The 25,418-nt window shown below is 53.6% G+C and carries 27 protein-coding genes and 5 tRNA genes; 2 read left to right on the top strand and 30 right to left on the bottom strand.

Features of this window, described 5'->3' with window-relative positions:
- Positions 1-17 precede the first annotated feature (17 nt).
- The 19 genes from ADG72_RS06360 to ADG72_RS06270 form a co-directional block, all read right to left on the bottom strand.
- Positions 18-1,979 carry a primosomal protein gene (locus tag ADG72_RS06360; RefSeq protein ID WP_239667687.1) on the bottom strand — a complete coding sequence of 654 codons (1,962 nt, stop codon included), beginning with the start codon at positions 1,977-1,979 and terminating at the stop codon, positions 18-20.
- A gap of 61 nt (positions 1,980-2,040) precedes the next feature.
- Positions 2,041-2,643, bottom strand: coding sequence for a vitamin K epoxide reductase family protein (locus ADG72_RS06355; protein WP_048713512.1), 603 nt, complete (start codon positions 2,641-2,643; stop codon positions 2,041-2,043).
- Complete coding sequence (metK, locus tag ADG72_RS06350) at positions 2,640-3,827, bottom strand: methionine adenosyltransferase (protein WP_048713508.1); 1,188 nt, start codon at positions 3,825-3,827, stop codon at positions 2,640-2,642. Before metK ends, ADG72_RS06355 begins: the two co-directional genes overlap by 4 nt.
- A gap of 5 nt (positions 3,828-3,832) precedes the next feature.
- A complete protein-coding gene (gene coaBC / locus ADG72_RS06345) occupies positions 3,833-5,071 on the bottom strand; it encodes a bifunctional phosphopantothenoylcysteine decarboxylase/phosphopantothenate--cysteine ligase CoaBC (RefSeq protein ID WP_048713506.1) in 1,239 nt (412 codons plus the stop codon).
- Positions 5,049-5,315, bottom strand: coding sequence for a DNA-directed RNA polymerase subunit omega (gene rpoZ, locus ADG72_RS06340; protein WP_009409401.1), 267 nt, complete (start codon positions 5,313-5,315; stop codon positions 5,049-5,051). The genes coaBC and rpoZ overlap by 23 nt, the downstream gene beginning before the upstream one ends.
- 37 nt (positions 5,316-5,352) lie before the next feature.
- Positions 5,353-5,910, bottom strand: a complete 558-nt coding sequence (gmk, locus tag ADG72_RS06335; protein ID WP_048713501.1) for a guanylate kinase — start codon at positions 5,908-5,910, stop codon at positions 5,353-5,355.
- 31 nt (positions 5,911-5,941) lie between these two features.
- Positions 5,942-6,253: an integration host factor, actinobacterial type gene (gene mihF / locus ADG72_RS06330; RefSeq protein WP_009409399.1), complete on the bottom strand. Its 312-nt coding sequence runs from the start codon at positions 6,251-6,253 to the stop codon at positions 5,942-5,944.
- Between the two features lie 440 nt (positions 6,254-6,693).
- Positions 6,694-7,239: a transcription antitermination factor NusB gene (nusB, locus tag ADG72_RS06325; RefSeq protein ID WP_048713498.1), complete on the bottom strand. Its 546-nt coding sequence runs from the start codon at positions 7,237-7,239 to the stop codon at positions 6,694-6,696.
- A gap of 2 nt (positions 7,240-7,241) precedes the next feature.
- The gene (gene efp / locus ADG72_RS06320; RefSeq protein ID WP_034251928.1) at positions 7,242-7,805 is read right to left on the bottom strand and encodes an elongation factor P; all 564 of its coding nucleotides are present in this window, start codon (positions 7,803-7,805) and stop codon (positions 7,242-7,244) included.
- 27 nt (positions 7,806-7,832) lie between these two features.
- Positions 7,833-8,396, bottom strand: a complete 564-nt coding sequence (locus tag ADG72_RS06315; protein WP_048713495.1) for a shikimate kinase — start codon at positions 8,394-8,396, stop codon at positions 7,833-7,835.
- Positions 8,366-9,445, bottom strand: a complete 1,080-nt coding sequence (gene aroB, locus ADG72_RS06310; RefSeq protein WP_048713493.1) for a 3-dehydroquinate synthase — start codon at positions 9,443-9,445, stop codon at positions 8,366-8,368. Before aroB ends, ADG72_RS06315 begins: the two co-directional genes overlap by 31 nt.
- Positions 9,417-9,947: a shikimate kinase gene (locus ADG72_RS06305; RefSeq protein ID WP_048713491.1), complete on the bottom strand. Its 531-nt coding sequence runs from the start codon at positions 9,945-9,947 to the stop codon at positions 9,417-9,419. Before ADG72_RS06305 ends, aroB begins: the two co-directional genes overlap by 29 nt.
- Complete coding sequence (aroC, locus tag ADG72_RS06300; RefSeq protein ID WP_048713488.1) at positions 9,944-11,164, bottom strand: chorismate synthase; 1,221 nt, start codon at positions 11,162-11,164, stop codon at positions 9,944-9,946. The genes ADG72_RS06305 and aroC overlap by 4 nt, the downstream gene beginning before the upstream one ends.
- A gap of 47 nt (positions 11,165-11,211) precedes the next feature.
- Positions 11,212-12,222, bottom strand: a complete 1,011-nt coding sequence (locus tag ADG72_RS06295) for an FKBP-type peptidyl-prolyl cis-trans isomerase (RefSeq protein ID WP_048713487.1) — start codon at positions 12,220-12,222, stop codon at positions 11,212-11,214.
- Complete coding sequence (locus tag ADG72_RS06290) at positions 12,219-13,619, bottom strand: proteasome accessory factor PafA2 family protein (RefSeq protein ID WP_048713485.1); 1,401 nt, start codon at positions 13,617-13,619, stop codon at positions 12,219-12,221. The genes ADG72_RS06295 and ADG72_RS06290 overlap by 4 nt, the downstream gene beginning before the upstream one ends.
- 1 nt (position 13,620) lies before the next feature.
- Complete coding sequence (locus ADG72_RS06285) at positions 13,621-13,806, bottom strand: ubiquitin-like protein Pup (protein WP_048713483.1); 186 nt, start codon at positions 13,804-13,806, stop codon at positions 13,621-13,623.
- Positions 13,807-13,808: 2 nt separating this feature from the next.
- Positions 13,809-15,371: a depupylase/deamidase Dop gene (gene dop / locus ADG72_RS06280; protein WP_048713482.1), complete on the bottom strand. Its 1,563-nt coding sequence runs from the start codon at positions 15,369-15,371 to the stop codon at positions 13,809-13,811.
- Positions 15,368-16,882, bottom strand: a complete 1,515-nt coding sequence (gene arc, locus ADG72_RS06275; protein WP_048713479.1) for a proteasome ATPase — start codon at positions 16,880-16,882, stop codon at positions 15,368-15,370. The genes dop and arc overlap by 4 nt, the downstream gene beginning before the upstream one ends.
- On the bottom strand, positions 16,869-17,903 hold the full coding sequence (locus tag ADG72_RS06270) for a tRNA (adenine-N1)-methyltransferase (RefSeq protein ID WP_048713477.1): 1,035 nt from the start codon (positions 17,901-17,903) through the stop codon (positions 16,869-16,871). The genes arc and ADG72_RS06270 overlap by 14 nt, the downstream gene beginning before the upstream one ends.
- An 81-nt stretch (positions 17,904-17,984) precedes the next feature.
- Between ADG72_RS06270 and ADG72_RS06265 the strand changes: the two genes are divergently transcribed.
- Positions 17,985-18,830 carry a RecB family exonuclease gene (locus ADG72_RS06265; protein WP_048713474.1) on the top strand — a complete coding sequence of 282 codons (846 nt, stop codon included), beginning with the start codon at positions 17,985-17,987 and terminating at the stop codon, positions 18,828-18,830.
- Here the strand turns inward: ADG72_RS06265 and ADG72_RS06260 are convergent.
- Positions 18,824-19,507: an HAD family hydrolase gene (locus ADG72_RS06260; protein ID WP_048713472.1), complete on the bottom strand. Its 684-nt coding sequence runs from the start codon at positions 19,505-19,507 to the stop codon at positions 18,824-18,826. The two genes, ADG72_RS06265 and ADG72_RS06260, sit on opposite strands and share 7 nt — an antisense overlap.
- A 26-nt stretch (positions 19,508-19,533) precedes the next feature.
- A complete protein-coding gene (locus ADG72_RS06255; RefSeq protein WP_048713788.1) occupies positions 19,534-20,391 on the bottom strand; it encodes an undecaprenyl-diphosphate phosphatase in 858 nt (285 codons plus the stop codon).
- A gap of 87 nt (positions 20,392-20,478) precedes the next feature.
- Between ADG72_RS06255 and ADG72_RS06250 the strand changes: the two genes are divergently transcribed.
- Entirely contained in the window at positions 20,479-21,396 is a 918-nt protein-coding gene (locus ADG72_RS06250; protein WP_048713469.1) for an aldo/keto reductase, read from the top strand.
- 68 nt (positions 21,397-21,464) lie between these two features.
- Here the strand turns inward: ADG72_RS06250 and ADG72_RS06245 are convergent, their stop codons facing one another.
- From ADG72_RS06245 to ADG72_RS06205, 9 genes are all read right to left on the bottom strand, one after another.
- The gene (locus ADG72_RS06245; RefSeq protein WP_048713468.1) at positions 21,465-21,770 is read right to left on the bottom strand and encodes a hypothetical protein; all 306 of its coding nucleotides are present in this window, start codon (positions 21,768-21,770) and stop codon (positions 21,465-21,467) included.
- Positions 21,771-21,792: 22 nt separating this feature from the next.
- Entirely contained in the window at positions 21,793-22,890 is a 1,098-nt protein-coding gene (locus ADG72_RS06240; RefSeq protein WP_048713467.1) for an FAD-dependent oxidoreductase, read from the bottom strand.
- A 74-nt stretch (positions 22,891-22,964) separates the two neighbouring features.
- Positions 22,965-23,987, bottom strand: coding sequence for a GNAT family N-acetyltransferase (locus tag ADG72_RS06235; RefSeq protein WP_048713465.1), 1,023 nt, complete (start codon positions 23,985-23,987; stop codon positions 22,965-22,967).
- The gene (locus ADG72_RS06230; protein ID WP_065427162.1) at positions 23,987-24,691 is read right to left on the bottom strand and encodes a DsbA family oxidoreductase; all 705 of its coding nucleotides are present in this window, start codon (positions 24,689-24,691) and stop codon (positions 23,987-23,989) included. The genes ADG72_RS06235 and ADG72_RS06230 overlap by 1 nt, the downstream gene beginning before the upstream one ends.
- A gap of 113 nt (positions 24,692-24,804) precedes the next feature.
- Positions 24,805-24,890, bottom strand: a tRNA-Leu gene (locus ADG72_RS06225).
- A gap of 98 nt (positions 24,891-24,988) precedes the next feature.
- Positions 24,989-25,060, bottom strand: a tRNA-Val gene (locus ADG72_RS06220).
- 1 nt (position 25,061) lies between these two features.
- Positions 25,062-25,132 (bottom strand) — tRNA-Cys (locus ADG72_RS06215).
- A gap of 38 nt (positions 25,133-25,170) precedes the next feature.
- A tRNA-Gly gene (locus tag ADG72_RS06210) sits at positions 25,171-25,243 on the bottom strand.
- A 49-nt stretch (positions 25,244-25,292) separates the two neighbouring features.
- Positions 25,293-25,364: transfer RNA gene (locus ADG72_RS06205), tRNA-Val, on the bottom strand.
- Positions 25,365-25,418 lie beyond the last annotated feature (54 nt).

Genomic DNA, 25,418 nt, shown 5'->3' with positions numbered 1-25,418 from the left:
ATAGTGTATCGGCTTGTCTAGAACAGCTCAGGAGGATTCAAGGTGAGGCGAAGCGGATAGCGTTTACGAGCCGAACGCACACCATTGCGTTCGCGAAGCACTTGTGCGAGTTGAGGATAATCAGCTGTCGCACAGCGAATAAGAGCACGCCGATCATCCGGACGATGACCGATCTTTCCAACCGAAGGAGCATCAACGATACCGATCAACTCTGCGGGGAGATCCTGACAAAAAGCATTCACTTGGTCAAGAGGTCCATCGATTGCAACGATTGATGCAGTTGGTGGGAAACGAAGAACCTTGCGCTCATCAAGAAGCTGCTGAATGTAGTCTTCGGGACTCCATCTAATGAGCGCCTGTGCAAGCGCGTGTTCGACCCCGGCAGAGACCCATATTCGCCCGTGAGGGCGGGCCAGCGCGCCAGCATTCAGCCACCTGCGCAGCGCTTCTTCTGGGGCCCACATCTCTGGCCTCGAGGCAAGTGCCGTGGCTGAGGGGATAATTACTGCTGCGTATCCGCCCTGCGCTTTGGGCTCCACACCAGGAGTCGAGACGACTATCCGAGCTTCGGAGCCAACACGCGGACGCGTTTCATCATTCGCTTGAGTAACGGTCAAGGGAATTTGGGGAAAAGAACGTCCGATTTCCTCGCCGATGCGCTCAGAGCCAAGGCGCCACCATTTAAGGGTTGTCCCCTGGCATTTGAGGCACGACCAATTCTTGGTCTTGCGCTCGCACCATGAACACACGATCGAATGGTCAGCCTCTAATTGGAGCGGTCCTGAGCAGTATTCACAGCGGGCAGGCCTTCCGCAACGAGAACAACCGACAACAGGGATATATCCCGAATGCGCAGAAAGAATGAGAACGGGTCCCTCTTTCAATCCTGCACGAATACAGGAGAATGCATCCGGTGGCAGATAAGTAAAAGCTGACTTTCCTTGCCGCTCTTGATCAAAAGAATCAGCGACGATAAAACGTCCCGTCGATGCGCGCAATACCTCGCGTTGTGGGGTAAGAGAAATAGCCCAGGAGCGTTCGACAAGATACTGCGCTTTCACCGAGCGAGAGTAGCTTCCAACAGCAAGAGCGACATGCTCAAGATGTGAACGTGCAACCGCCACGTCCAATGCATCAGTGCGCGGAGCGCGCGGTTCACGAAGATGGTCGTCCCCATCGCCCCAGATAACGATCAATCCGAGATCCTTCATGGGAAGCCACACCGCTGAACGCGTACCAACGATCATCCGATGTACCCCCGTCTTTGCTTCAAGGTACAAACGGTAGCGCTCACTGGCCGTCTGTTCAGCACTGTAAACGGGGATGGAGACGTCAAACAACCCAGACAACGAGGAAGATAGCTCACCAGCAATTCGCGAAGTCGGCACAACGATAAGAGCCGTCTTTCCGGCTTTCTGCACAGAAGAAATAAGATGGGCGATCTCAGATTCTGATCGTCCTGGAATTGATGTCCATACAGCGCGCGGGTACTCACCCTGACTCACATGTTCAAGAAATGCGTGGCCAAGTTCAAAAGCTTGCCAGGGATCTCCCTGGCTGGTCTTCAGCTCCGTAGGTCCCGAGAGCATTGATTCTTCCTCGACCCGCGCGCGCCTTGGAGGAACGGCGATTCCCAATACCGTAGAAGCGGTTGAGAGGAAACGCTTGCCTATGTAGGCAGCTAATTCAAAAGTCTTCGGTGAAACGACTGAAATAGTCGAAACGACATCGAAAATTTCGCGGATGGCAGCACTGATGTTACTGCGTTTTTCACACGAAACGACCCATCCAATTCGTTTTCGTCCCGCAAGGGGTACCTGCACGATAAATCCGGCGAGATCCATCGATTCCCATTGGACGGGAACAAGATAGTCCAGCGGGTAATCGAGGTGTGGAAGGTCAGAATCAACATAGACATGCGCAATCAACCGTGGCACATCACGGTCTGATTCAAAACCCGGAAGGGGCAACGCGTCCATCACCATACACCTAGTTCAACACATTGAACCGGCATTTGAAGACCGATTGAGCACCAACTGATCAATTACCGAAAAGTAGCGAACCGTATCGCACACCGATCATCGCTAGAACACCTGCGATAACAAGGACGACGACTAGCCAATCTCCTCCGGCCTTCATCACAGACTTCCACCACGCAGGTGCCGGGAGCACTCCCTGAGAAATGCATACCCGCGTAAGTCCAAACCACACGAGCGTCGTCGTTATTGTGATGAGCAAACACCAGGGGCACAACACGTGAATGACGAAATACGACTGCGTGAAGAGCCAATATGCGAAGCCAAGGCCGATGGTATAGAGAGCTTCAACCCCCAGGTAATACCATTTCGGGAAACGTACCCCTGCAATGAGGGCGAAGGACACGGTCAAAACCACAGCCTCGAAAAAAATCCCCAAAAAGGCATTTGGGAATCCCAACACTCGAGCCTGTGGAGTGGCTGCAACAGCAGAGCACGACAGAACCGAAGAGACGTCACAACTAAATGTTCGTCCCTGGTCCGCCGCCAACTGCCACGCCTCGATGGAGAGAACAAAGGACGCGCACAGACCGATGATCCCCGAAACCGCCATTTCGATGGCAGTTCCGCGGTTTGTCGGACGGGCGGCGCAGGGGGTGGCGCTCATTGAAGAATTTCCTGGAGTCGAGCGACACGATCCGTCTGCTCCCAGGGGAAAATCGGACGACCAAAGTGACCGTAAGCAGCGGTTTTCGCGTAAATTGGGCGTAGAAGATCAAGATCTTCAATGATTCCCGCAGGGCGAAGATCAAAGCACTGGGTAATGGCATTGGTAAGAACGTCATCACTCACAGTTCCGGTACCAAAGGTCTCGACATAAAGTCCGACTGGATGCGCGCGACCGATTGCATAGGCCAATTGAATCTCGCAGCGTTTTGCATACCCCGCAGCAACGATATTCTTTGCAATCCAACGCGCTGCGTACGCAGCCGAACGGTCAACCTTTGAGGGATCCTTACCAGAGAAGGCACCGCCTCCGTGCCGCGCCATGCCACCATAGGTGTCAACAATAATCTTGCGACCGGTCAAACCGGCATCGCCGGCAGGGCCACCGATAACAAAGCGCCCAGAGGGATTCACAAGAAGCTTCATTGTTTCGGTTGAAAGCCCCAAGCCCGTCTCTTCGAGCACAGGAGAAACAACCAACTCGCGCAATTGCTCTTCGAGTTCACCCATCCCAAGCTCGGGATCGTGCTGAGTCGAAATCACAAGCGTATCGATCTCGCGAGGAGTGCCCTGCTCATCATAAGCAAGAGTGACCTGTGTCTTTCCGTCGGGACGAAGACCACGAGCGAGTCCTTGATGGCGAACAGCAGCAAGACGCTCCGCTAGCTTGTGCGCAAGCCAAATTGGAGCAGGCATGAGATCAGGAGTTTCATCCGAAGCATAGCCAAACATCATGCCCTGGTCGCCCGCACCCTGAGCCTCACGACGATCGTCGTTTGAACCGTAACGCGTCTCCAAAGAATGATCCACGCCATCGGCGATATCGCTACTTTGGGCACCAATAGACACGGAAACACCACAGGAAGCACCGTCAAACCCCTTGCGGGAAGAGTCATAACCGATCTCAAGGATCTGTTCGCGGACGATCTGCGGAATTTCAACATAAGCATTGGTTGAAACTTCGCCGGCCACATGAACCAAACCGGTTGTCACCATCGTTTCCACAGCGACACGCGAATGCGGATCAGCCTCAAGAAGAGCGTCCAAAATTGAGTCAGAAATTCGGTCACAGACCTTGTCGGGATGACCTTCTGTTACGGATTCAGAAGTAAAGTACTTACGCATATTGCTCACGCCTCCATCGTATCGAACCGCTGTGAAATAAGATCAATGAGGATTCGAGCAACATCTGCCTTCGTTCCCCCACCTTGGGTCACTACGGAGCCTTCTTGGTTCAGCACATATACATAGTTTGGAACATCGCCAAATCCAATGTCGGCACCCACTGCATTCACAGCAAGATAGTCAGCACCTTTACGCTTGGCTTTCGCTGCCCCATAGGACAGCACGGTATTTTGATCGCCCGTCTCGGCAGCAAATCCAAGGACCACGCGAGGGCGGTTAGGGGCCGAACTCACGCTTCGCAGAACATCAGTAGTTTCCGCGAGCTCGATCCGAGGCGGCGCTGATTGGTTCTCTTCTTTTTTGATTTTCGAGGCCGAGGCCGCCCGTGGGCGGTAGTCAGCAACCGCAGCCGCCATGACCAATGCATCACTGTGCCCAAGATGAGACATCACGGCGTCATAGACGTCTTGAGCGGAAGGGGCATCGATCACGCTGCACCCCTGAGGAATAAGGGCAGCCTCAATATTGGAAGTTATTAAAGTAACCTCGGCACCGCGGCTAAGGGCCTCGCGGGCGATCGCGATTCCCTGTCGACCAGTCGAGCGGTTACCAAGGAAGCGGACCGGATCAATTGCTTCACGGGTCCCACCAGCGGTTATCAGAATTTTCTTTCCCGCAAGGTCACCTGACACTCTAAACACTCTGCGCACTTGGGCTGCAATACCCTCGGGTTCACTCATCCGGCCAGCCCCGTGGTCGCCGGAAGCAAGATCACCATCATCCGGGCCAACAACGACATATCCGCGATTTCGAAGTCGGGTAATATTCTCCTGCGTTGCAGCAGCACGCCACATTTGCGTGTGCATGGCCGGTGCAATAACCACAGGGCAATCGCTGGCAAGAACAGTCGTTGTCAAAAGGTCATCGGCCTGGCCATTCGCTATCCGAGCAATAACATCAGCGGTAGCGGGTGCAATAACAATAGCGGCACAACCCCGCGCTAACTCGACGTGGTCTGCTCCCCCACCATGAAAAACATCGGTATTAACGCTCTCTAGGGTGAGCCCTTCCCAAGTTGCTCTCCCTACGAACTCAAGTGAAGAAGGTGTTGGAACAACGCTGACACGGTAGCCGTCTCTTTGAAGGATTCTCAAAAGAAAAACGGCTTTATATGCAGCAATGCCCGCTGACACACCGAGAACGATGTGAGCGGGCTGCTGATCAGGCTTGGGGTGCTGACTCAAGGGTCAACAGGCCTTCATCGATTTCGCGAAGTGCAATCGCCAAGGGCTTCTCGTCGACTTCAGTTTCTACAACAGGTCCGACGAACTGGATCATATTCTGCTCAAGCTGGATGTTGTAGGAGTTGATCTGGCGCGCACGACGGGCAGCAAAAATCACCAAGGCGTACTTTGAATCGACGTGCTCCAACAGGTCGTCAATCGGCGGGTAGGTGATGCCTTCGGGCTGCGCAACAATTCCGGACATGCAAATCTCTCCTGATATAACTGGCAAGAACCGGCTTCTATTCTAGCCCCATCACATGGGCTAGTTCATGGACAGCAAGCTCCAAATCATCATTAACGATGGTGACATCAAACTCACCTGCAGCCGCAAGCTCTACCTTTGCAGTACGCAAACGACGCTCTTGTTCAGCAGGGTCTTCGGTACCGCGACCGACCAAGCGAGAGACCAAAACGTCCCATGAGGGCGGCGCAATAAAAACAAAGCGAGCGTCAGGAAGGGATTCACGAACTTGACGCACCCCAGCAACATCAATTTCAAGCAGGAAAGGCACACCGCGTCGAACTGCATCATCTACCGGACCACGCGGTGTTCCGTAATGATATTTCCCGTGAACAAGTGCCCACTCCAACATCTGTTTGGAATCAATGAGCTGGGTGAACTGGTCCTCACTCACAAAGTGGTAGTGCACTCCGTCAATTTCTCCCGGTCGCGGAGAACGCGTTGTCATCGAAACGGAGAGCTCAACTTCAGGAAATAGCTCGCGCAGGCGCGCGATCACAGTTCCCTTACCAACAGCCGTGGGACCTGCAATGACAGTAACCGTAGATGAAGACATGCCTGTATGCTGCCACAGCTGGCTCAAAAGTTCAGCCGAAGCGACGAATTAATTCTTCGCGCTGCACCTGGCCAAGACCTCGAACACGCCTTGAAGGCGCAATCTTGATCTCGTTCATCAATGCTTCCGCAGTACTAACACCGACTCGAGGCAGGGCTTCCAGTAAAGAACGCACTTTCATCTTCGCGATTGCATCATCTGTTGCAGCCATGTCGATGACTTCAGACAGAGTAATCTTTCGCGATTTGAGCGCATCCTTCACCTCAGCGCGCCGACGACGAGCGCGCGTCGCCTTTTCAAGAGCCTGGGCTCGCTGTTGCGGAGTCAGATCTGGCAGTGCCATCTCGCTACGCTCCTTTTTCTAGATTCCCCTGACAGGAATAAGCATCGCACTATTTTGATAGTTTTTGGTGCAACTGCAACCGACGATGCGTGCAACACGGGCAAAAAGCGAGTGAGAACTCGTTCAAAAAACATCAATACTGAGGTGCGTTTAAGACTGTTTTTTCTCAGCAGGCGTTTCACTGCAGGGAAACTCTTGCCAGCAATTTTGAAGTAGAAACTGCCTGTGACCTGCAGGGTGGGAAACTATCAGAGCGTCATGAAAACAGACTAAAATCCGAGCAGGTGGCAATAGCAGGAATTAAAGGGAAGTACGAGTGCGAAAAGTTCGAACAACTTCCCTCATAGTCTTTTGTGTCGAACATCACACACTGGCTGACGCGGTCGGAGTGTCATAAACGGGGGTACTGACAAGCACCCCCGTTTACCACTCACACTATTTCAGTATTCGTTGAGAAGATCATCCAGCTCTGTCAGCTCATCCGCGCTGAGTTCTTCATCAGACTCCTGGCCACTGTCGGCCTCGCTTGACCGCCGAGACCATGAAGGAGACTCAATATCTTGACGTATCGCGTCGAGAATCGCATTCACAAAGCCAGCGGATTCTTCGGTTGAAATCGACTTAACGATTGAAATTGCCTCATCGATTGCGATAACCGGAGGTACTTCTTCGGAGTTGGACAGCATTTCCCAGATCGCGACTCGCAAGACCGCGCGGTCAACTGCGGGAATACGATCAAGGCCCGTACGAGCATGAGTATCAATCAAACGATCAATCCGATACAGCTCGTCGGCGACGCCTTCGATGATACGAATCGAATAATCCGGGAGCGGTGTCAGTGCCGCTGTAATGACCTTGCGTTCACGAAGGAGATCACGCAAGACAGCAGCATTACGCCCCATGCCGCGTTGATCTGCCTCGTAGACGACGTCAGCGGCACGCTTACGCGCCTTGGTACGAGAAGTGAACTGATGTTTGTGAGACATTATCAGTCAGTCACACGTCCGGAGTAGGAACCATCGCGGGTGTCAACCTTCACGCGGGTCCCCTCTTCCATAAAGAGCGGAACCTGAATCTCGTAACCGGTTTCGAGCGTGGCGGGCTTCGTACCGGCCGAAGAACGGTCACCCTGCAAACCGGGCTCGGTGTGTGCAATCGTCAAAATCACGGTGGCGGGAAGCTCAATGAAGAGAACCGTACCGTCGTGCTGAGAAACAATCACATCCTGATTCTCAACCATGAAATGAGCAGCATCGCCAACAACTTCTGCGGGGACATTGATCTGCTCGTAGGTAGAGGAATCCATGAAGACGTAGTCGGTACCATCTTGGTAGAGGTAGGTCATGTCGCGGCGGTCAACCGTCGCGGTCTCGATCTTCATTCCCGCATTGAAAGTACGGTCAACGATCTTGCCAGACAGAACATTCTTGATCTTAGTGCGCACGAATGCGGGGCCCTTCCCCGGCTTGACGTGCTGGAACTCGACAACCTGCCAGAGCTGGCCGTCGATCACCATAACGGTGCCGTTCTTGAGATCATTTGTCGTTGCCACTATAAAATCCTCCCAAATCGGGTGAGCTTAAACCGTGGCTATCTTACACGCCGCAATGATGGTATCCGCTACCTCACGCGCCGTATTTTCGCCAGTATCACATGAGAAAGTGGCAAGATCTTGATAAGTACGATCCAATTGCCGACTCATCGAAGCAAATAATGCTCTGGGAGTCCCCAATCCCACAGAACGCGGAGCATTGAGTCCCACGCGACGCGCAGCCTCATCGATGGAAGTCCTCAGTAGGACAACTGAAGTGCCTTCATCGATCAGCTGTGAAAGCTTGGAAAGAATCCGAGAACTATTGACCTGCGAGGGTGACAACACCGCAATATCGCAGACGCCGGACAAAAGCTGGAATCCAACGCTCTCCAGTGCTTCTTGCAATGGGAAATGCTCATCCAAAACTAATTGATCAAATGATCGCGAATAAGCAGATTCAAGAAGTTCTTGATCTTCTTGCACTCTTAAGCCACAGCTCTTTGCAATTTCCTGTGCAACGCAGGTTTTTCCACTTCCAGAGATCCCTACAAGAACCAATGTCGGATGCTCACGCGCATTCACTTTCGCATCCCCATCGAGAGAGCGCAATCAAAAACTTCCTGTGGATTAACCTTCACAGTAACAGGATGATTCACTCCATCTAGAAGAACGAAGCGCAAAACTCCGGCACGTACCTTCTTATCCGAAAGCATCACTTCAAGCAATGCATCGATCGACGCGCCTTCATAGAAGGTTGGAAGTCCAAGGGCAGAGAAATCGTCAACATGACGCTGAACCTCGGCTTCGCTAAGCATCCCCCGACGCCATGCAAGATGAGCAGCAAACACACAACCGATAGCCACCGCCTCACCGTGGCGATAGTGGAAGTTCTCAATTTTTTCGATCGCATGCGCCAGCGTATGCCCATAGTTCAAGAATTCACGGGGACCGCTCTCATGAAGGTCAGCACTCACTACTCGAGCTTTAACGGCAATGGATCGTTCTATGAGTTCAGTGATCTCCTCAGAACGGGGATCATAAACAGCCTCGGGATTACTTTCGACGATCGAGAGGATCTGAGGATCTGAAATAAAACCGCATTTAACAACCTCACCAAGCCCCGCGCGATAGTCATCGTGATTCAAAGTTTCAAGGCGATCGAGATCGACAACAACGCGCCGCGGAGAATGAAAGGCGCCAACTAAGTTCTTACCTACGGGGGTATTGATACCGGTCTTCCCTCCAACCGAGGCATCAACCATCCCAAGCAAGGTGGTGGGAACTGCAATGAAATCAATGCCACGCAGCCACGAAGCAGCAAGGAATCCCCCAGCATCTGTCGAGGCTCCCCCACCAATAGCAATCAAAGCATCCGCGCGACCGAGTCTAAATTTTCCGGCACAATCCCACAGAGAGGCCATCTCCTCAATGGTTTTAGCTTCTTCCCCATCTGGAAGAATTTGTGTAGAAACCTCGTAGCCTAACCCTTCAAGCTGAGAGGCGCATTCAAGGGCATAGTTACTCACATGTGGTGCGCAGACGATGAGAAGCTTCGTCGTATTCTCGCGTAAGACCTGCTGAAGGACGTCCTTTGACAGATTCCTTCCGACAACGACGTCGTAGGGATTATCAACGTTGACTGGAATCGTCACGCTCATCGTCTTCACCAACTTCTCGAAGAATTTGCTCAACTACATGAATAACAGGTTCTGAACTGGTTTGGACCTCCAGCGAGGCAACCTCCGGAAAATATTCCTTACGCGCTTCCCACAGCTCTTCAAGACGCGCTTGTGCATCTCCCGCGAGCAAAGGGCGATCCGACCCCTGCGATCGGCGGAGTAATTCAGGGAGCTCCGCCTTGATATAGACCACGAAGCAGTCGCGCAAGCGTTCGCGGGTTGCTTTTCGGGTGAGTGCTCCCCCTCCTAAGGAGAGAACCCCCGGATATGCCAGAGCTCGTTCGATAACCTCTTCTTCAAGCTGACGGAAGTATTCCTCACCATCGGTTGAGAAAATCTCCGGAATTTTGCGACCGGTAGATTCCTCGATCAAGGCATCTGAATCACGGTGTTCGAGCCCCAGAGCCGATGCCAGTTCCCGTCCTACTCTGCTCTTTCCACTAGCAGGCATGCCGACGAGAACGATCTGCTGTCTGGTCACTGCGCATTCCCCAGACGTTCGTCAATATGCGCGAGATAAGCGGAGAGATTACGCGCACACTCTACGAGGGAGTAGCCTCCGGCATGGTCAGCTATCGCGCGCGCAAGAACCAACGCAACCTCGGCCTCGGCAATAACAGCGCCGGGAACTACCTGGCAGGTATCAGAGCGCTGGTGGAGTGCCCGAGCTTCCTCTCCAGTGGCGAGATCAATTGTTTTCAACGCGTGAGGAACCGTTGAGATTGGCTTGAATGCAGCGCGGACAACAATCGGCTGACCATTGGATGTCCCACCTTCGATACCGCCGGCATGGTTCGAGCTGCGCTGAACACTTCCGTCGACACGCTCAATCTCGTCATGAGCCTGCGAACCACGAAGACGCGACTGTGCAAAACCATCACCGATTTCGACGCCCTTGACAGACTGGATCGACATCAATGCTGCGGCTAATTGAGTATCTAGCCGGCGATCAGCCTGCACATGCGTACCAACACCGATTGGAACGCCCCATGCAACAACCTCAACAACACCGCCAACGGTATCCCCCAACGAACGCGTTTCCTCAACGCATTCGAGGAATCGCGCCTCGTCGCGAGCATCTAGGCAGCGCATAGGCGAAGCGTTCAGTGCAGCCTCGTCCTCAGGTAACGGAAGGGCACCTGACTGTCCCTGAACAGGGCCGACAGCAACCACGTGGGAAACTAACTGAATTCCAGCAAGCTGACGAAGGTAAGCCTCGGCGCAGGCACCAAGGGCAACCCGAGCTGCAGTTTCTCGCGCGCTTGCCCGCTCAAGTACAGGACGAATTTCCGCTAGGTCATAGGAAAGAACCCCGGGCAGATCTGCATGACCCGGACGAGGCTTCGTCAAGGGCTTATTACGCGCGACCTCACGTTCATCTCCCTTGCCAGCATCGATCAATAGATCTTCACGCGTGACGGGGTCGGCGGACATGACCTTCTCCCACTTAGGCCACTCGCTATTCGCAATCTCGATAACAATGGGGGCACCGGTGGTCCGACCATGACGTACGCCACCGAGTATACGGACCTCATCGGCCTCAAACTTTTGGCGAGCACCACGACCTGCTCCTAAGCGCCGACGCGCAAGGGCATCGCGAATAGTCTGGGTCGTAAGCTCAATACCCGAAGGAAGGCCCTCAAGGGTAGCAACCAAGGCAGGACCGTGTGATTCACCAGCAGTAAGCCATCTGAGCATGTTTGTAGTCTCTCATAACGAGTGCGAACGCTTCGAGAGCAACCACATTATAAGGTTGGGGTGGTTGCCAAAATATCAATCACGATGCACAAGGTATCGTCACCGGTCGCCTGATCAGGAGGCAAAGTAATCGCTAGCCGAGAGCCGACTTTCTGATCAATAAGAAGCGGACGAAGTCCAGGCATGAGTTCACTGAGTCGAACCCGCTCTGGCACGCCGGTACGCCAGGTCGATTGGCGCTCAATTCCGTCAGTCCACCCACTGACAAAGTACTGAACGACAATGTCGTCATCAGAACGCACCTGCGCTCCGGCTCCCGTCAGGAGCGGCTGCGTTGTCGGACCGGTGGGAAGTTGATCCCCATGCTTAATGATGGGGCCTTCATCTCGCATCGTCACTTCAAGCGGCCCCGAACCGCTGGCCTGGGCAGATGCCTGCCCCGAGGCCAAAGTTGGGAGAATGTCAATGACGACGATTTCACCTTTGGCTGAGCGGGCAGTCGGCGTGGGAGATGCTGTGTTATCGGAGAGCAAAGGAAGTGGACGTGCAACGAGCAGGCGGCTTCCCTCAGCGCGCCCACTGACTTCGTGTGCCATATCGGCACCAAGTGAGTCATCATCGGCACGCCCGACGATGAGACGTGGGCGCCCATTAGGAGACAGAATCTCACCCGTTGTTGAGTCGAATACCGTCACTGAGAGTAGGACCGGTGTTCCTGTTGTAATGGCGCGGCCTTCGCCCTGCGACAAGATCTGGTGTTTTGTACTGACAATTTGAAGGGGCTGGCCCAATTTAAGTGTCGGTGTTGCACCAACACGTCCAGAGACCTCGACTGCACTCAATACCGAGCGGGGCGGCTGCCCTTCCACAGCATCCTCAGAAGAAGGACGAAGGAACCATATACATCCAAGAATCAGCGCGCAGATCAGAACAAGTACGGAAAATGCGACAAAAATCCGACGGCCTGTACGGCGCAAAGGTTTTCTTGTCTGCCCCGTTTCTTCTCCATGCGCCTGAGCAACTGGATGGAGTCGCGAAGAAAGGTGTTTTCCACTCATGCAGGAAAAACCTCATGTGGTGAACCAAGGCCTGAGATAAATTCATCGACCGCAAAAGACGCTGTTGCAAAAGGATCATTCATCAGAACATAACGATTCGGATCGTCAATCCGTGCCGCACGAACCCAATCGAGAGCAAGTTCAACGCCAGCTGCCTCAGCGGCATTGATCACCTTCGAGCGAAGGTGGGCACGCGTTGTCTGAGGAGCGTTCACGCATGCATTCTTAACCTGCTCATCCGTGGTCATGCGGCGCATCGCTCCTGTACGTTCCAAGCCTTGTCGCAAACCATGAGGACCGATGTCATGGTATGAAAGCAAAAGACGTGCAACACGAGGATCGTCAAGCGTAGTTTGCTTCCGCTTAAGGTACTCGCGAATCAAACGGTACTTAACCGCGAAATCGAGTTCGTGATCAATTCCGGACCAGTCTTGGCTGCGGAGTGCATGAATCCCCCGTTGCCACAGATCGATAATCGCGTGGGTTGTAGGTTCTAAGGAGTCCGAGGTGCGTTCGATCTTCAACACATCGATGACGCGCTGCAAAATGCGCTCTTGGATCTCAACAGCACTTAAATCTGGTCCGCTGACCATAGCGATCTTGGTCTGTCCGGAAAGATCATGATTGATCTGACGGATTGCCATCATTGGATCAGCAAGTTCCAAATCTTTAAGGTCCATTCCCTCCTCAACGGCATCAAGGACCAAAGCGGTCATGCCGACCTTGAGGAAAGTGGTTGCCTCACAAACATTCGTATCGCCGCTAATGACATGAAGACGCCGGTACTGACCCGCATCAGCTAGTGGCTCATCGCGAGTGTTAATAATCGGCCGCGTACGCGTTGTCGCAGAGGAGACGGCTTCCCACATCTGTTCCGCTCGTTGGGAGAAGCAGTAATGAAGTTGAGTCCCCTGCCTGCGTAGATGTCCCGCACCGACAAGGATCAGGCGCGTGACAAAGAATGCGACGAGTCCGTCCGCAACTTGTCGGAAATCTCGACGACGATGCAGAAGATAGTTTTCATGGCAACCAAAACTATTGCCCGCTGAATCAACGTTATTTCGAAAAAGGTAAATTTCTTCGGGATCCGGCAGCTGACTAAGCGAGCTACGCGCTGCATCATTAAGCTGATTCAGCAGCTCATCGCCGCAACGATGCTGCGCAAGAAGGTCAAGGAGAGTGTCGCACTCTGCAGTTGCATATTCGGGGTGTGCGCCAACATCAAGATAGAGTCGCCCACCGTTGCGCAGATACAGGTTAGGAGCCCGACCACCCTGTGCGAAGGGCTCGAAAAGCAGGTGCGCAGCAGCATCGGCATCGTGAGTCGCACGAGCACCAGAACGTGTCGCGCAGGTTAGCCCATACTCTGTTTCGATACCGATGACCCGTCGCTTCACCTCACTGGCCTCCCTTTTGGACAAAGCCCTGGACGAAAGATTCAGCATTCGTTTCTAGGACGGTATCAATCTGATCAAGAAGCTCGTCAAGAGAATCACTTTGGGAAGAAGCCTGAGCTTGTACCTGACCCGCAGCCTCGTCGTCCTCATGACCAGCGCCGCCGGCGAACAATTGCGAAAGACTCATATCTACTCCTGTTCTACACGGATCAAAGTTCCGTGTTCAAGATCGGAAAGGACCGACGGATCAACACCGGCAGCCTCAACAATAGGACGCCGAATCATCTGATCGCCCTGCGCTTCACACAGCGATGTCCACGATGCAGCGATCAATCCTGGAAGATTTCTCACGGCATACCCACGCAAGTATGCACGAGTGTCTTCAGGGGCCCAATCTGCAGCATGCTCAACTTCCTCGGGAGCGAACATCCGCTTCACGCGCCCGGCTCGATCAAGCGCAGCCACCAGCGAACGATCCTCACGCAAATCCGCCCACTGCAAATCCATCGCCGCAAGTTTAGGGTCATCCCATGTGGTTGACAGACGCTGGCGCTGACGATCGAGGAGCTGATACTTACCGACCCATTCAACCTCGGTGGCGACGCTAAAAAGCTCCTCGGACATACGCGTAAGGACATCATCCCAGTACTTCAGGACACGTTCTTCGTCTGCGCTCAGTTCAATACCTGCCCGGCTCAATGTCTCAGAGACCAAATCGACATAAATCTTTTGAATGTCGAGGGCGCTTCGCGCACCTCCGGCAAGTCCAGCCTTGTAAGTCAGCGTCGGGTCATGGCTGATGTTCCAGGTTTCTTGAACCGGATCATCCATCGCAAGAGCATCCCATTCCATCCCGAGACCGGCCTCAATTGCTTTGAGCACTAAGCCGGTTGTTCCCAGACGAAGATAGAGCGAGGAATCGAATTGGTTGGCATCTCCGCCGATCACGTGAAGGCGACGGAAGTAAGCAGGGTTAGCATGAGCTTCATCGCGAGTATTGATAATTGGACGGTTAAAGGTAGTCTCAAGGCCAACTTCATTTTCGACAAAGTCAGCTCGCTGCGAGATCTGAAAACCGGCAAATTCACTGCGCTGACCGATTCCAACGCGTCCCGCACCACAAATAACCGGGCGGGTGACGAAGAACGGAGTGAGGCCTCGGATAAGGTCATCAAGATCAATACGACGGCTGATCTGATAGTTCTCGTGGGTACCGTAAGCAGCGCCCTTGCCATCCGTGTTGTTCTTCACCAACACGATATCGTCTCCGCGCTCACGAGCTGCTGACATCATTCGTCGAGCAATAACCTCGCCGGCACGATCCCACAGGACAGCATCGCGTGCGCTGAGCGTTTCGGGCGCAGAATATTCTGGGTGAGCATGATCAACGTAGAGCCTGGCTCCGTTTGTCAGCACAGATGACACCGATGCAGGCAAATATCCACTTGACTGTCGAGGCAAGGGAAGCCTTTCACTTCCGCCCGAAGGAGCAAGGTGGTAGGGGTCATCGGTAAGCATCGAAGGATCTGCAGCTGCACGCGAGAGCCTCATACCGCGCAGGTCATTCAAAGGATCTTCAGCTGTATAGTCCCAGCGAACGGGCTGGCTACCCTCCGTAGGGGTCCCGCGGCGCGAGAGAGCCGAGTAAGCATCAACTATCCTGCAGGATAGGTCAACAGGATCAGCTCCAGGATTTCCGGGAGTATAAATACCGAATTCAGTCTCGGTACTCATCACCATATGAGAGCTCATTGCTGGTTCTCCTTCAGTGGACGGATATCAGCGATATCTTGATCCAGACCGATCGTGCGCGCCCAGTCCGCAGGAGCCTGTCGGGTCGCCAGTTCCATTGATTCGCGAATCTCATCGCCGAGGCCGCGAATCACGTGGTCGAGCGTCATCCCCTGAGTACCATTCTCGATTGCGTCAAGGATTGCGTATTTCTTCGCACGCTCCACAATTCCTGCAATCATGGCGCCAGAAACGATATCGGCAAGGTAGATGGTGCGTTCCTGGCCAGAATGACTGCGAACGGACAGCAAAGCCGAATTGCTATCGCGTCGATAAAGGCTGGTAACGGCTCTATCGATCATCTCGTCATGACTGAGATACTCACCGTTTTGTGCAAGCGGGACAGAGCGGTCAAGATGCTTTCTGAAAATATCCTTCGCCGCACGTTCATCTGGGCGATCAATCCGGATGCGCACATCGAGTCTTCCGGGGCGAAGTACAGCAGGATCGATCATGTCAGCACGGTTTGAGGCACCAACAATCACTACGTTGTCAAGACTTTCAACACCGTCCATTTCAGCGAGCAGCTGAGGAACCACCATCGTCTCGACATCGGAGGAAATTCCTGTACCGCGTGTTCTGAAAAGAGCTTCCATCTCATCGAAGAAGATCACTACTGGAACCTTCGATGAAGCCAATGCGCGAGCCCGAGCGAAAATTGCACGGATCTGTCGTTCTGTTTCACCAACAAACTTCGTGAGAAGTTCAGGGCCCTTGATTGAGAGGAAATAACCTTCACCTGAGGAGCTAAAGTCCCGTAATGATCGTGCGAGTGCTTGGGCGATCAGCGTCTTTCCTGAACCCGGGGGCCCATATAGCAAAATTCCCTTAGTCGGCCGCAAACCGTATTGCTGATATAGCTCGGGGTGACGCAGGGGAAGTTCAATTGCCTGCCGAATTGTCTCAATCTGAGCATCTAGCCCACCGATGTCATCGAAAGTAACATCGGGAATTTCAGGAGTGAGAAGCTGCTCGACGTCTTGGCGAATAATACGTTCATAGGCAAAGGAAGTACGTGGGTCGACCAAGACACTCTCTCCGGGCCGAAGAGTACCGTGGCGTAGTGGACCGGCAAGTTCAACAATGCGATGGCTTCCGGCCTCGGCAGAGACTACAGCGCGATCCACCCCGATAAGTTCCGCAACCTGTGCAAGCTCGCCTGTTCGCGAATATTCGCCGATACCGACAACAATCATCTTGTCGTCAATAAGAACTTGTTGCCCCGGCGAGATTGACGTGATGTCGAGAGAGGTATCAGCCGCAAGGCGCATGAGGCGGCCTGAAACATAGACTTCAAGAACACGCGAAGTCGGCTGCGAGCGATGTAAAACTCCCAGCGAAAGCGGCGGTTGATTTAAATGCTTGAGTTGTTCTCTCAAGCGCAGGAGTTCTTGACGTGCCTGACTCAGAGCCGCACTCAGATGAGCATTCTTCTGTTCAAGAATTGAGAGTGCAGCGTCACTGTTCGTCATCACTACGCCCTTCTACCCACGCCCGCGCCTTAGCGTCGAGGTCCCTTTTAACCTTACGGATCTTCTTCTCCGAGCTGACGCGAAGACCGACTTTCTGCTCGCTCCAGTCATCTTCGCCATTCCACGCCCCTTCGAGGCCTTCGGCAGCTTTCGCTGGACGAGTTGAGCGTTCCTGAGGAGTAGTTTGCGGAGCAAGACGCCTGGCAATCATCAAGAATCCTGTATGGGCAACCATTCGGTGCTCGGGTCGTACAGCCAAACCATCGACGTGCCATTCGCGTGAGAGTGTCTCCCACGCGACAGGATCGGTAAAGTTCTGAGAGGAACGAAGGTCTTCAATCAATCGGGACATCTGAGTCACGGTTGCGATATAGCAGCACAGAACGCCGCCCGGGACGAGCGCATGTGCAACTGCATCTAAGTTCTCCCAGGGTGCAAGCATGTCGAGGACTACGCGATCGACACTCGACTCAGGCATGGCATTGAGTTCATCCGCAAGATCATTGACACGAAGATCCCACGCTGGATGTGGAGCGCCGAACCACAGGTCGACGTTATCTCGCGCAATCTGTGCGAATTCTTCGCGCCTTTCGACAGAAATCAGCCTGCCGCGCTCCCCCACTGCATCCAAAAGAGCCATCGATAGAGCACCCGACCCAGCGCCGGCCTCGACAACTACTGCGCCGGGGAAAATATCCGCGTAGTGAACGATCGTCCCCGCATCTTTCGGGTAAACGACTGCAGCACCCCTGGGCATCGACATGACATAGTCAACTTGAAGAGGGCGCAGAATTTGGAACTGACGTCCCTCTTCGGTAGTGACGACCTGGCCATCGGGGCGACCGATTAGATCATCGTGATCGATAAAGCCACGATTGGATTGAAAACGCCCACCAGAAACCAAAATAACGGTGTGCAAGCGGCCCTTCGGGTCGCGTATTTGGACGCGTTCTCCTTCTCGGAGAGGACCACGGTGTCGTTCCTGGCCAAGGCCCTGGGCTTCATGTTCATGTGTGCTCATCGCCTCTACACTACCGCGGTGCATGGAAAAACTGCTTGTTTAAACCCCGCGCGAAAAGGTGGAACTGGTTACGGTAGATGTATGAGGAATTCGCTCCCAAGCCGGCCTGCACTTTCGGCAAGCCGCACAAAAGAGTACCAGCGCTGCCCACTGCAGTTTCGCCTGCATGTCGTCGACCGCGTTAAAGAACCTCCAACACAAGCGACACTTCTGGGGACAACAGTTCACTCCACCTTGGAAAACCTCTATGCCTTGCCAAGGGAAGAACGCAACGAGACACTCGCTCGCGAGCTTTTACGTACCGAATGGGAGAAGACTCTTGCTGGCGACCCAAGTGTCATGAATTTATTTACAGACCGTGCGGATTTCGAACGCTGGCACGAGCGAATGTATTCGATGATCAGTAGCTACTTTGCTATCGAAGATCCGCAGGCACTAGAACCGCTATCTACCGAAGCTCTTGTTGAGGCGACGACTTCGCAAGGAGTCAACCTCCTTGGTTACATTGACCGCGTTGACCAAGCACCTAACGGAGATCTCAGGGTCATCGACTACAAGACCGGGAAGGCTCCTTCCCCGCGTTTTCAAGAGGAAGCACTGTTTCAGATGCGTTTTTACGCGCTCTTGCTTTCTCTCACAAAGCGTCTGCCAAAGCGTACACAGCTGGTTTATCTCGCTTCTCAAAAGGTGCTGACCTTTGATCCTGATGCCGCTGATATTTCGCGCTTCAGTGAAGAACTTTTTCAGACCTGGGAATCGATGAGAAGGGATGCTTTGCAGGGCTATTTCGCTCCACGACGCAACCCGCTGTGTAATTGGTGCGGAGTGCGTTCAATGTGTCCGCTGTTTGACGGGAAAACACCCGAAATCCCAGCCAGTGGCGTGGAACGTTTACTGGCAATGGGGCCACAGGCATCTGATCAGTAAGCGCGAACGAAGTTCGGCCGTTGTCCTTCCATGATCGATTCAATGACATTCTCGCTAAGGTCACTGAGCTCGCGAATATAGGGAAAATCAGCGGCGAACTCTTCGGGTGCCGCCCCCTTGATCGCGACGGCCACTCCGCCACTGGCAGAAGCGGCTTCAAGACCAACTGGAGAATCCTCAACAATCATGCAGCGACGGATATCAACTCCCAGGAGCTCAGCTGCCTTGAGGTACCCCTCTGGTGAGGGTTTTCCTTCCGAGACGTCATCTCCATAAATTGCATTCGTAAAACCGGGTGTCGCAGGTACATGCTCGAGAACACTGGATGCCACTCGCCGTCGCGTCGCAGTAACGACCGCCGTCGGAATTGAGTGGTCATGGCACCAGCTCAGGAGTTCAACCAGTCCCTGTTTCCAGGGTAATCCAGCATCGAGGCGATCGATTACTCCCTGTTCAACACGATCGGCAACCACTGCCTCGTCAAGAGGATTGCGGGCAAATGAACGCAAAATTGCCACCATCCGCGGCAAAGTAGACCCCAACATCTTTTGACGCATCTGTGGGGTCATCTGTGTCCCCATCTCGGCAAGCACCTGTCCTTCCGCTCCCTCCCACAGGGGCTCGGTATCGACGATCGTGCCATCCATATCGAAAAGAATTGCCTCAGGCAGAGTCATACTTTCGTACGTCCTTCACACAAGAATCAGGCAGCGGGAGTTGTTCCCAAGGGGGAAAGCAAACCGCTTAACAGACCAAGAGCTACAAGAATACCAATTGCGATTCGGTACCAAACGAAGGGCGCATAGGACTGAGTCGAAATAATCTTCAGGAACCACAAGATCACAACAACACCGACCACGAAAGCAATGATTGTTGCCGCGATTGTCGGGCCAACAGCAATGGTGTCACTGCCGGTCACAACCTTTGCCACCTTGTAGAGCCCTGAAGCCCACACGGCCGGCATTGCCAGAAGGAAGGAATAGCGGGCTGCAGCTTCACGGGTGTAGCCCAAGAAACGTCCCATGGTAATTGTTCCACCCGAACGAGAGACACCTGGGATGAGGGCCATTGCCTGCGCGATGCCGTACAGAAGAGCGTCCTTCCACGTCATCGATTTCAGGTCGCGCTCTTGAGGAGCATAGCGATCAACAAAGCCCAAAAGTAGGCCGAAAACAATCAACATCGCCGAAGTGATCCACAGGTTACGCAAGCCCGTATCGATCGCATCTTGGAAAAGAAGACCCAGAATACAAATCGGAAGTGAACCGACAATAATCATCCATCCCATTCGTGCGTCTGGATCACTTGAGGGCACTCGATTTTCCTTTGCGCCCAGCGGCAAAGAACGGAACCATGCACTGAGAATACGGACGATGTCCTTCCAGAAGACAATGACAACCGCGAGCTCCGTACCGATTTGCGTAATTGCGGTGAAAGCAGCACCCGGATCGGTTGAGCCCGTAAGCTCACCGACGATGCGAATATGCGCGGAGGACGAAACGGGAAGGAACTCCGTCAGGCCCTGAACAAGTCCAAGGATGATTGCATCAAGCCAACTCATATCCCCAACTCTACGGCGCTTGGCCTCAGGCAAGCCAAAGATGAGCATGTGTATGCCGTCATAGCCTGCGCGTTCTAGGCTTAGCTTATGGAGATTCGTCAATGTGGAACACATGGCCTTTCTGTGTCCAGCTTGGGTTTGGGAACACTGACTTGGGGACGCGACACAGATGAAGATCAGGCCTGCGCGATGCTCAAATCCTTTGTTGACGCTGGAGGTACGCTTGTAGAAGTGAGTCCTCTGCACGGCTCGGGGCGCGCTCTTAGTGTCCTTGCCGAGGCCTTACGCGCCGTTGGCCGTCACCGAGTGACGATTGCTTTACGCGGTGCAATGCGTTTCTCTCAAGGAGCCAATGAGCTCTCTGCTTCTCGCGGAGACATGCTCCGCTGCCTAGATACGACACTTGCGATTCTCGAAACAGACTTCGTTGACCTCTGGTTAGCAGCTCCGTCCCCTACTGGAATTCCGCTCGAGGAAACTCTCTCGGCGCTCGAATGGGCCTATTCCAGTGGACGCGCACACTACCTTGGGCTAAGTCACCGCGATACCTGGGATTGCGCGCTCATGTGGGCACAGTCAGATCGACTTCCTCTGGCCACCGTCGAAGAAGAACACTCGCTCCTATGCTCGTCTCCCCTGCTCGAGCGAGCACGACACAACGGCTTTGGATTCCTTGCACATTCACCGCTTGCTGGAGGCGTCCTGACAGGAAAATATCGCCATACAACGCCACCTGATTCACGAGCCGCATCCGCACATCTGCGTTCAAGTGTCGAGCCATACCTGGAGAGCAGTCTTCCGATTGTCGAAGCTTTATTTCAGGCAGCACATGGGCTGGAATGTTCTATCGCTGACGTTGCTCTGGCATGGGTGGAAGGCACGCCGGGAGTGACAAGCGCAATCATCGGGCCTCGAAATCTAGTACAACTCGAGCAGATACTCAATGGGCGTATCGACCTTCCACTTCCGATTCGCCAAGTGTTAAGTGAAGTGAGTGCTAAATAGAAGCCGGCATTAAATAAAGGTGTGCGGGCAGTCGCACTGCCCGCACACCTTAAAGACAACTTGACCGACTAATCTTCGTCTTCGTCCTCATCAAGATCGATGAATTCATCGTCATCGTCATCGACTTCTTCATCATCTTCGTCGTCATCAAAGTCTTCATCCTCGTCTTCCTCATCAGAAACGATGAGGTCGAAAGGAAGCTCGACTTCGAACTGCGTGAAAAGCACGTCATCGTAGGTGAAGAAGGCATCACGGAGAGCTTCTTCGGCATCAATAAGTGCCTGTTCATCGACTTGATCGGAGGAAGCCACCTCGTAGTGATTCTCGAAAGCGGCAATCAGCTGATCTAGGACAAGACGAGGTTTCGTGGTCATAGTCACACATCCTACACGATGTCTACGGCAAGTTCAGCTGGGACCTAATGACAGAAACCATCAGATCTGCACCCTTAATCTCTGCTGTTTGGTCGGGGCCCAAAATGCGCGAATTCCCCTGAGAATCAAGAAGTTGGGAAGCGCCATGCTCAGGTCCCAAGGGCAAGATCACCCATTCATCGCTGGGGTTGTAGGTCGCCTGCGGCTCTTTACCAGACAGCTGCGAAGAGATATTCGAGATCACGATGCGCGCCTGTGCTCGGGCAGCATCAGCACGCTTTGATTCGCGAACATCAGTAACGTCACCGATCGCATAGATATTGGTTTGGCCGACGACTTGAAGCGTCGGTTCGACCTTGAGAGCGCCGTCAGGGCGAACTGCAGACTGAAGCTCGGTACCAGCGACATAACCGGTATTCGGACGCGCACCATAGCACTGGAACCACATATCGGCTTCAATACGATGACCATCTTTCGTTTCAACAACGAAACGGCCAAGCTCACCAACATTGAACGGTGGAAGGTACGCAAGCTCCGAGCCTTCAATGAGGCGGATATTCAGCTCCTTGAGTTGCTCGCGAACCTGATCGCGCAACTCATCAGCAAAACCCTGAGTCGGAAGGAGCTCAGATTCCTTTTCAAGCAAGGTAATTTCCAGGTCCGGGAAGGCATTGCGCAGTTCCCCCGCGAATTCAATACCGACAGTTCCAGCACCTACCAAGAGTACGGAGCGGGCACCATGAAGGTAGGAATACAACTGCTTGAGGCGCGCCTTTGCAACATCAGAACGCGAAGCCGAGTACTTTGCAGGGAATGGATAGGTTGATCCGGTTGCCAGAACAACGTAGTCAGCATCGATCGGGTCCTGACCGAAGATATGAACTCGAGTTCCTTCAACCTGAGAAACCGTTCCGTGAATGACCCGCCCATTGCTCAGAAGATTCGAATAGGGCATGAAAATTGTATGCTGCCACGCCTCATCGACTGCGGCACGCAGAGCCGCAGCATGGTGAACAAACTGATCTTTTTGCTCGACCAGAATGACTTCGGCAAGAGGATCAAGTCCCTTGGCGACGGTGACACCACCGTACCCGCCACCGACAACGACGACTCGGGCCACAGTGCTCTCCTTCTCTCGTTGGTTCTCTCCCATTGTCCCTGAAAACTCAGAGAGCAACGAGTGCAAAAAGTGTGTTATTCCTGACCAAGGGCTCGAGCAATATTCGGTGTGAAGAAGTTTGGTCCCTTCAGCACCTTGCCATCCTCACGGAGTTTCACGCTGCCATCGGGCATGAGCTTCGACAGATTAGACGCCTGAATTTCTGCAAGGACGCGATTCAAGTCGATTCCAGATTCCAGGGCCATTCCATAGATGACGTAGACCAGATCACCTAAGGCATCAGCCGTTTCGATGATGTCGCGCGTTCCATCGTCTGCTTCCGTCGCACGTTGTGTCGCCTCCTCAACGATTGCCCGCGCTTCCTTTCCATACAAGGCCCCGAGCAGCTCAGCGAACTCTTCTCGAATCAAGCTCACGCGCATGTGGAGACGCTCATAGTCAAGAGTTGGCTCTTGATGATCGCGAATACGGTCGGGCATGAAGTAAGTTGAGTGGAACTGCTGCACAAGAGCTTGTGGGCGAGATGAATCCAAGACTTCGGGGGCACCAGCGCTCGGACCGTCCCACGGAGTTGCAGGTGTGCGCGGATCAGTGGCAAGAATGCCTCCTACCCAGGCCTCGTATCCGGGAAGGCGTGCAACGCCTTCCTTGCGGAAACCGTTCTTCCACGCGGCCTTCCAAGATCCCCAATTTCCTACATGCGCCGCCCACTCAACGCGAGAAGCGCCTAATTTTTCGAACGCAGTATCGAGAGCAAGGGATACAGCTTCTGTTGCGATACCCTCGCCCCATTCGTCATGGCAGACAAAGTACGAGACTTCATAACGGTCAGAAAAATGCGTGTTACGAATAAGTTCGAAACGCCCAAGAAAACGTCCATCATGGGCACTGCGGATCGCCCAATCCGCACTCCCCTGCTCCCACTTCGAAGGCACCTTTGCAAGATTCTCTTCAGCCATGGACAGAGTGTAAGGATGAGGAATCGAGGTTGTTTCGTGGAAAATCGGATCCTGAAGTGCGTCAGTAAGATCTACCGCGTCGTTCGCAGACATCGGGACTAAAACAATATTTTCACCGTGAACGTCAAAGGGTTCCATCAGTGTGTTTCCTCCTGTGTTGATACATTCGGGTGGACCTGTTCCCACGCAGTTGTCAGAATTCGCTTCATTGCTTCAGTATCGTGCATTCCTTGAACAACGAGACTTCGGTCGAAGAGATACGTCGGGATAGTGTCGATTCCCATCTGTACAGCGATCTGGTAGTCCGAGAAAACTTCAGACGAGGCGACGGGGTCGCTCAGAGCGTCAACAACCAGCATTTCGGGAATCCGTACATCCTGTGCACAGCCAATCAACACATCTGGGTCCGCTAGGTTCAAACCGATCTCAAAACGAGCACGGAACAGGGCTTCGGCATATGCAAACTGATACGTCCCGGCCCCGCTCGTCACTCCGGATTCTTCGTCCATTTCCCGCGCAGCCGACATTGCTTTATGCGCAAAGGACGTCGGTGCAACGATCAAGGAATCAAAATCTAGAGAAATTCCATCGGCACGAGCGAGCTCAGCAACGTGAACGAGCGCATCCGTAGCTTCCTCTTCAGTCATACCTGGATGCGTGTGGACCAGGAAATCTGCCTGGGACATTTCAAGGACAGCAGACTGCTCAGGATCAAGCAAATAGGAGTGGAAACAGACCTCGACCTGATCGCGATGTTCGAAACGCGTGAGAGCATCACGCAGATGATGGATACCGAGGTAACACCAAGGGCACGCAAAGTCTGCCCATACGTCAACATGCATGAAGTCTCTCCTCGGGGATAAGAGCACGTTCGCCTATGCACAGGTTACGTTGCGTATTGAGGAGTTACCAGTGCAAAGAAAAATCCCGGGGATCCGAAGATCCCCGGGTTCTGTGCGCGGAGGGGGACTTGAACCCCCACCCTCTAATACGAGGACTAGCACCTCAAGCTAGCGCGTCTGCCTATTCCGCCACCCGCGCAGGTGACTCACAAAGCCAAAGCTTTGCGGCTTGGAAACTTTAACACGCATGGACGCCAGTCACAAATCGACATTCGTCTAAGCGTTTTAAAATTTCCGTGGGCGATACTGGGATCGAACCAGTGACCTCTTCCGTGTGAAGGAAGCGCGCTACCCCTGCGCCAATCGCCCGAGGTGGGTACCGGATTCGAACCGGTGTATACGGCTTTGCAGGCCGCTGCCTCGCCTCTCGGCCAACCCACCCTATCCAACCTCAACCTCAAGGATTTTCGGAAGGTTAGAGCGGATGACGGGACTCGAACCCGCGACCCTCACCTTGGCAAGGTGATGCTCTACCAACTGAGCCACATCCGCACTCAGTCCCTATCGGACTGGGGCCTTGTCCGTCGTTAGATAACGACAGTGGGCGATACTGGGTTCGAACCAGTGACCTCTTCCGTGTCAGGGAAGCGCGCTACCACTGCGCCAATCGCCCGAGCGGATGACGGGACTCGAACCCGCGACCCTCACCTTGGCAAGGTGATGCTCT

The organism is Trueperella pyogenes (assembly GCF_001070855.1).
Taxonomy (GTDB): domain Bacteria; phylum Actinomycetota; class Actinomycetes; order Actinomycetales; family Actinomycetaceae; genus Pauljensenia; species Pauljensenia pyogenes_A.
Note: the sequence above shows the minus strand (reverse complement) of the source record. Positions and strands in the feature narration are given on the sequence as shown.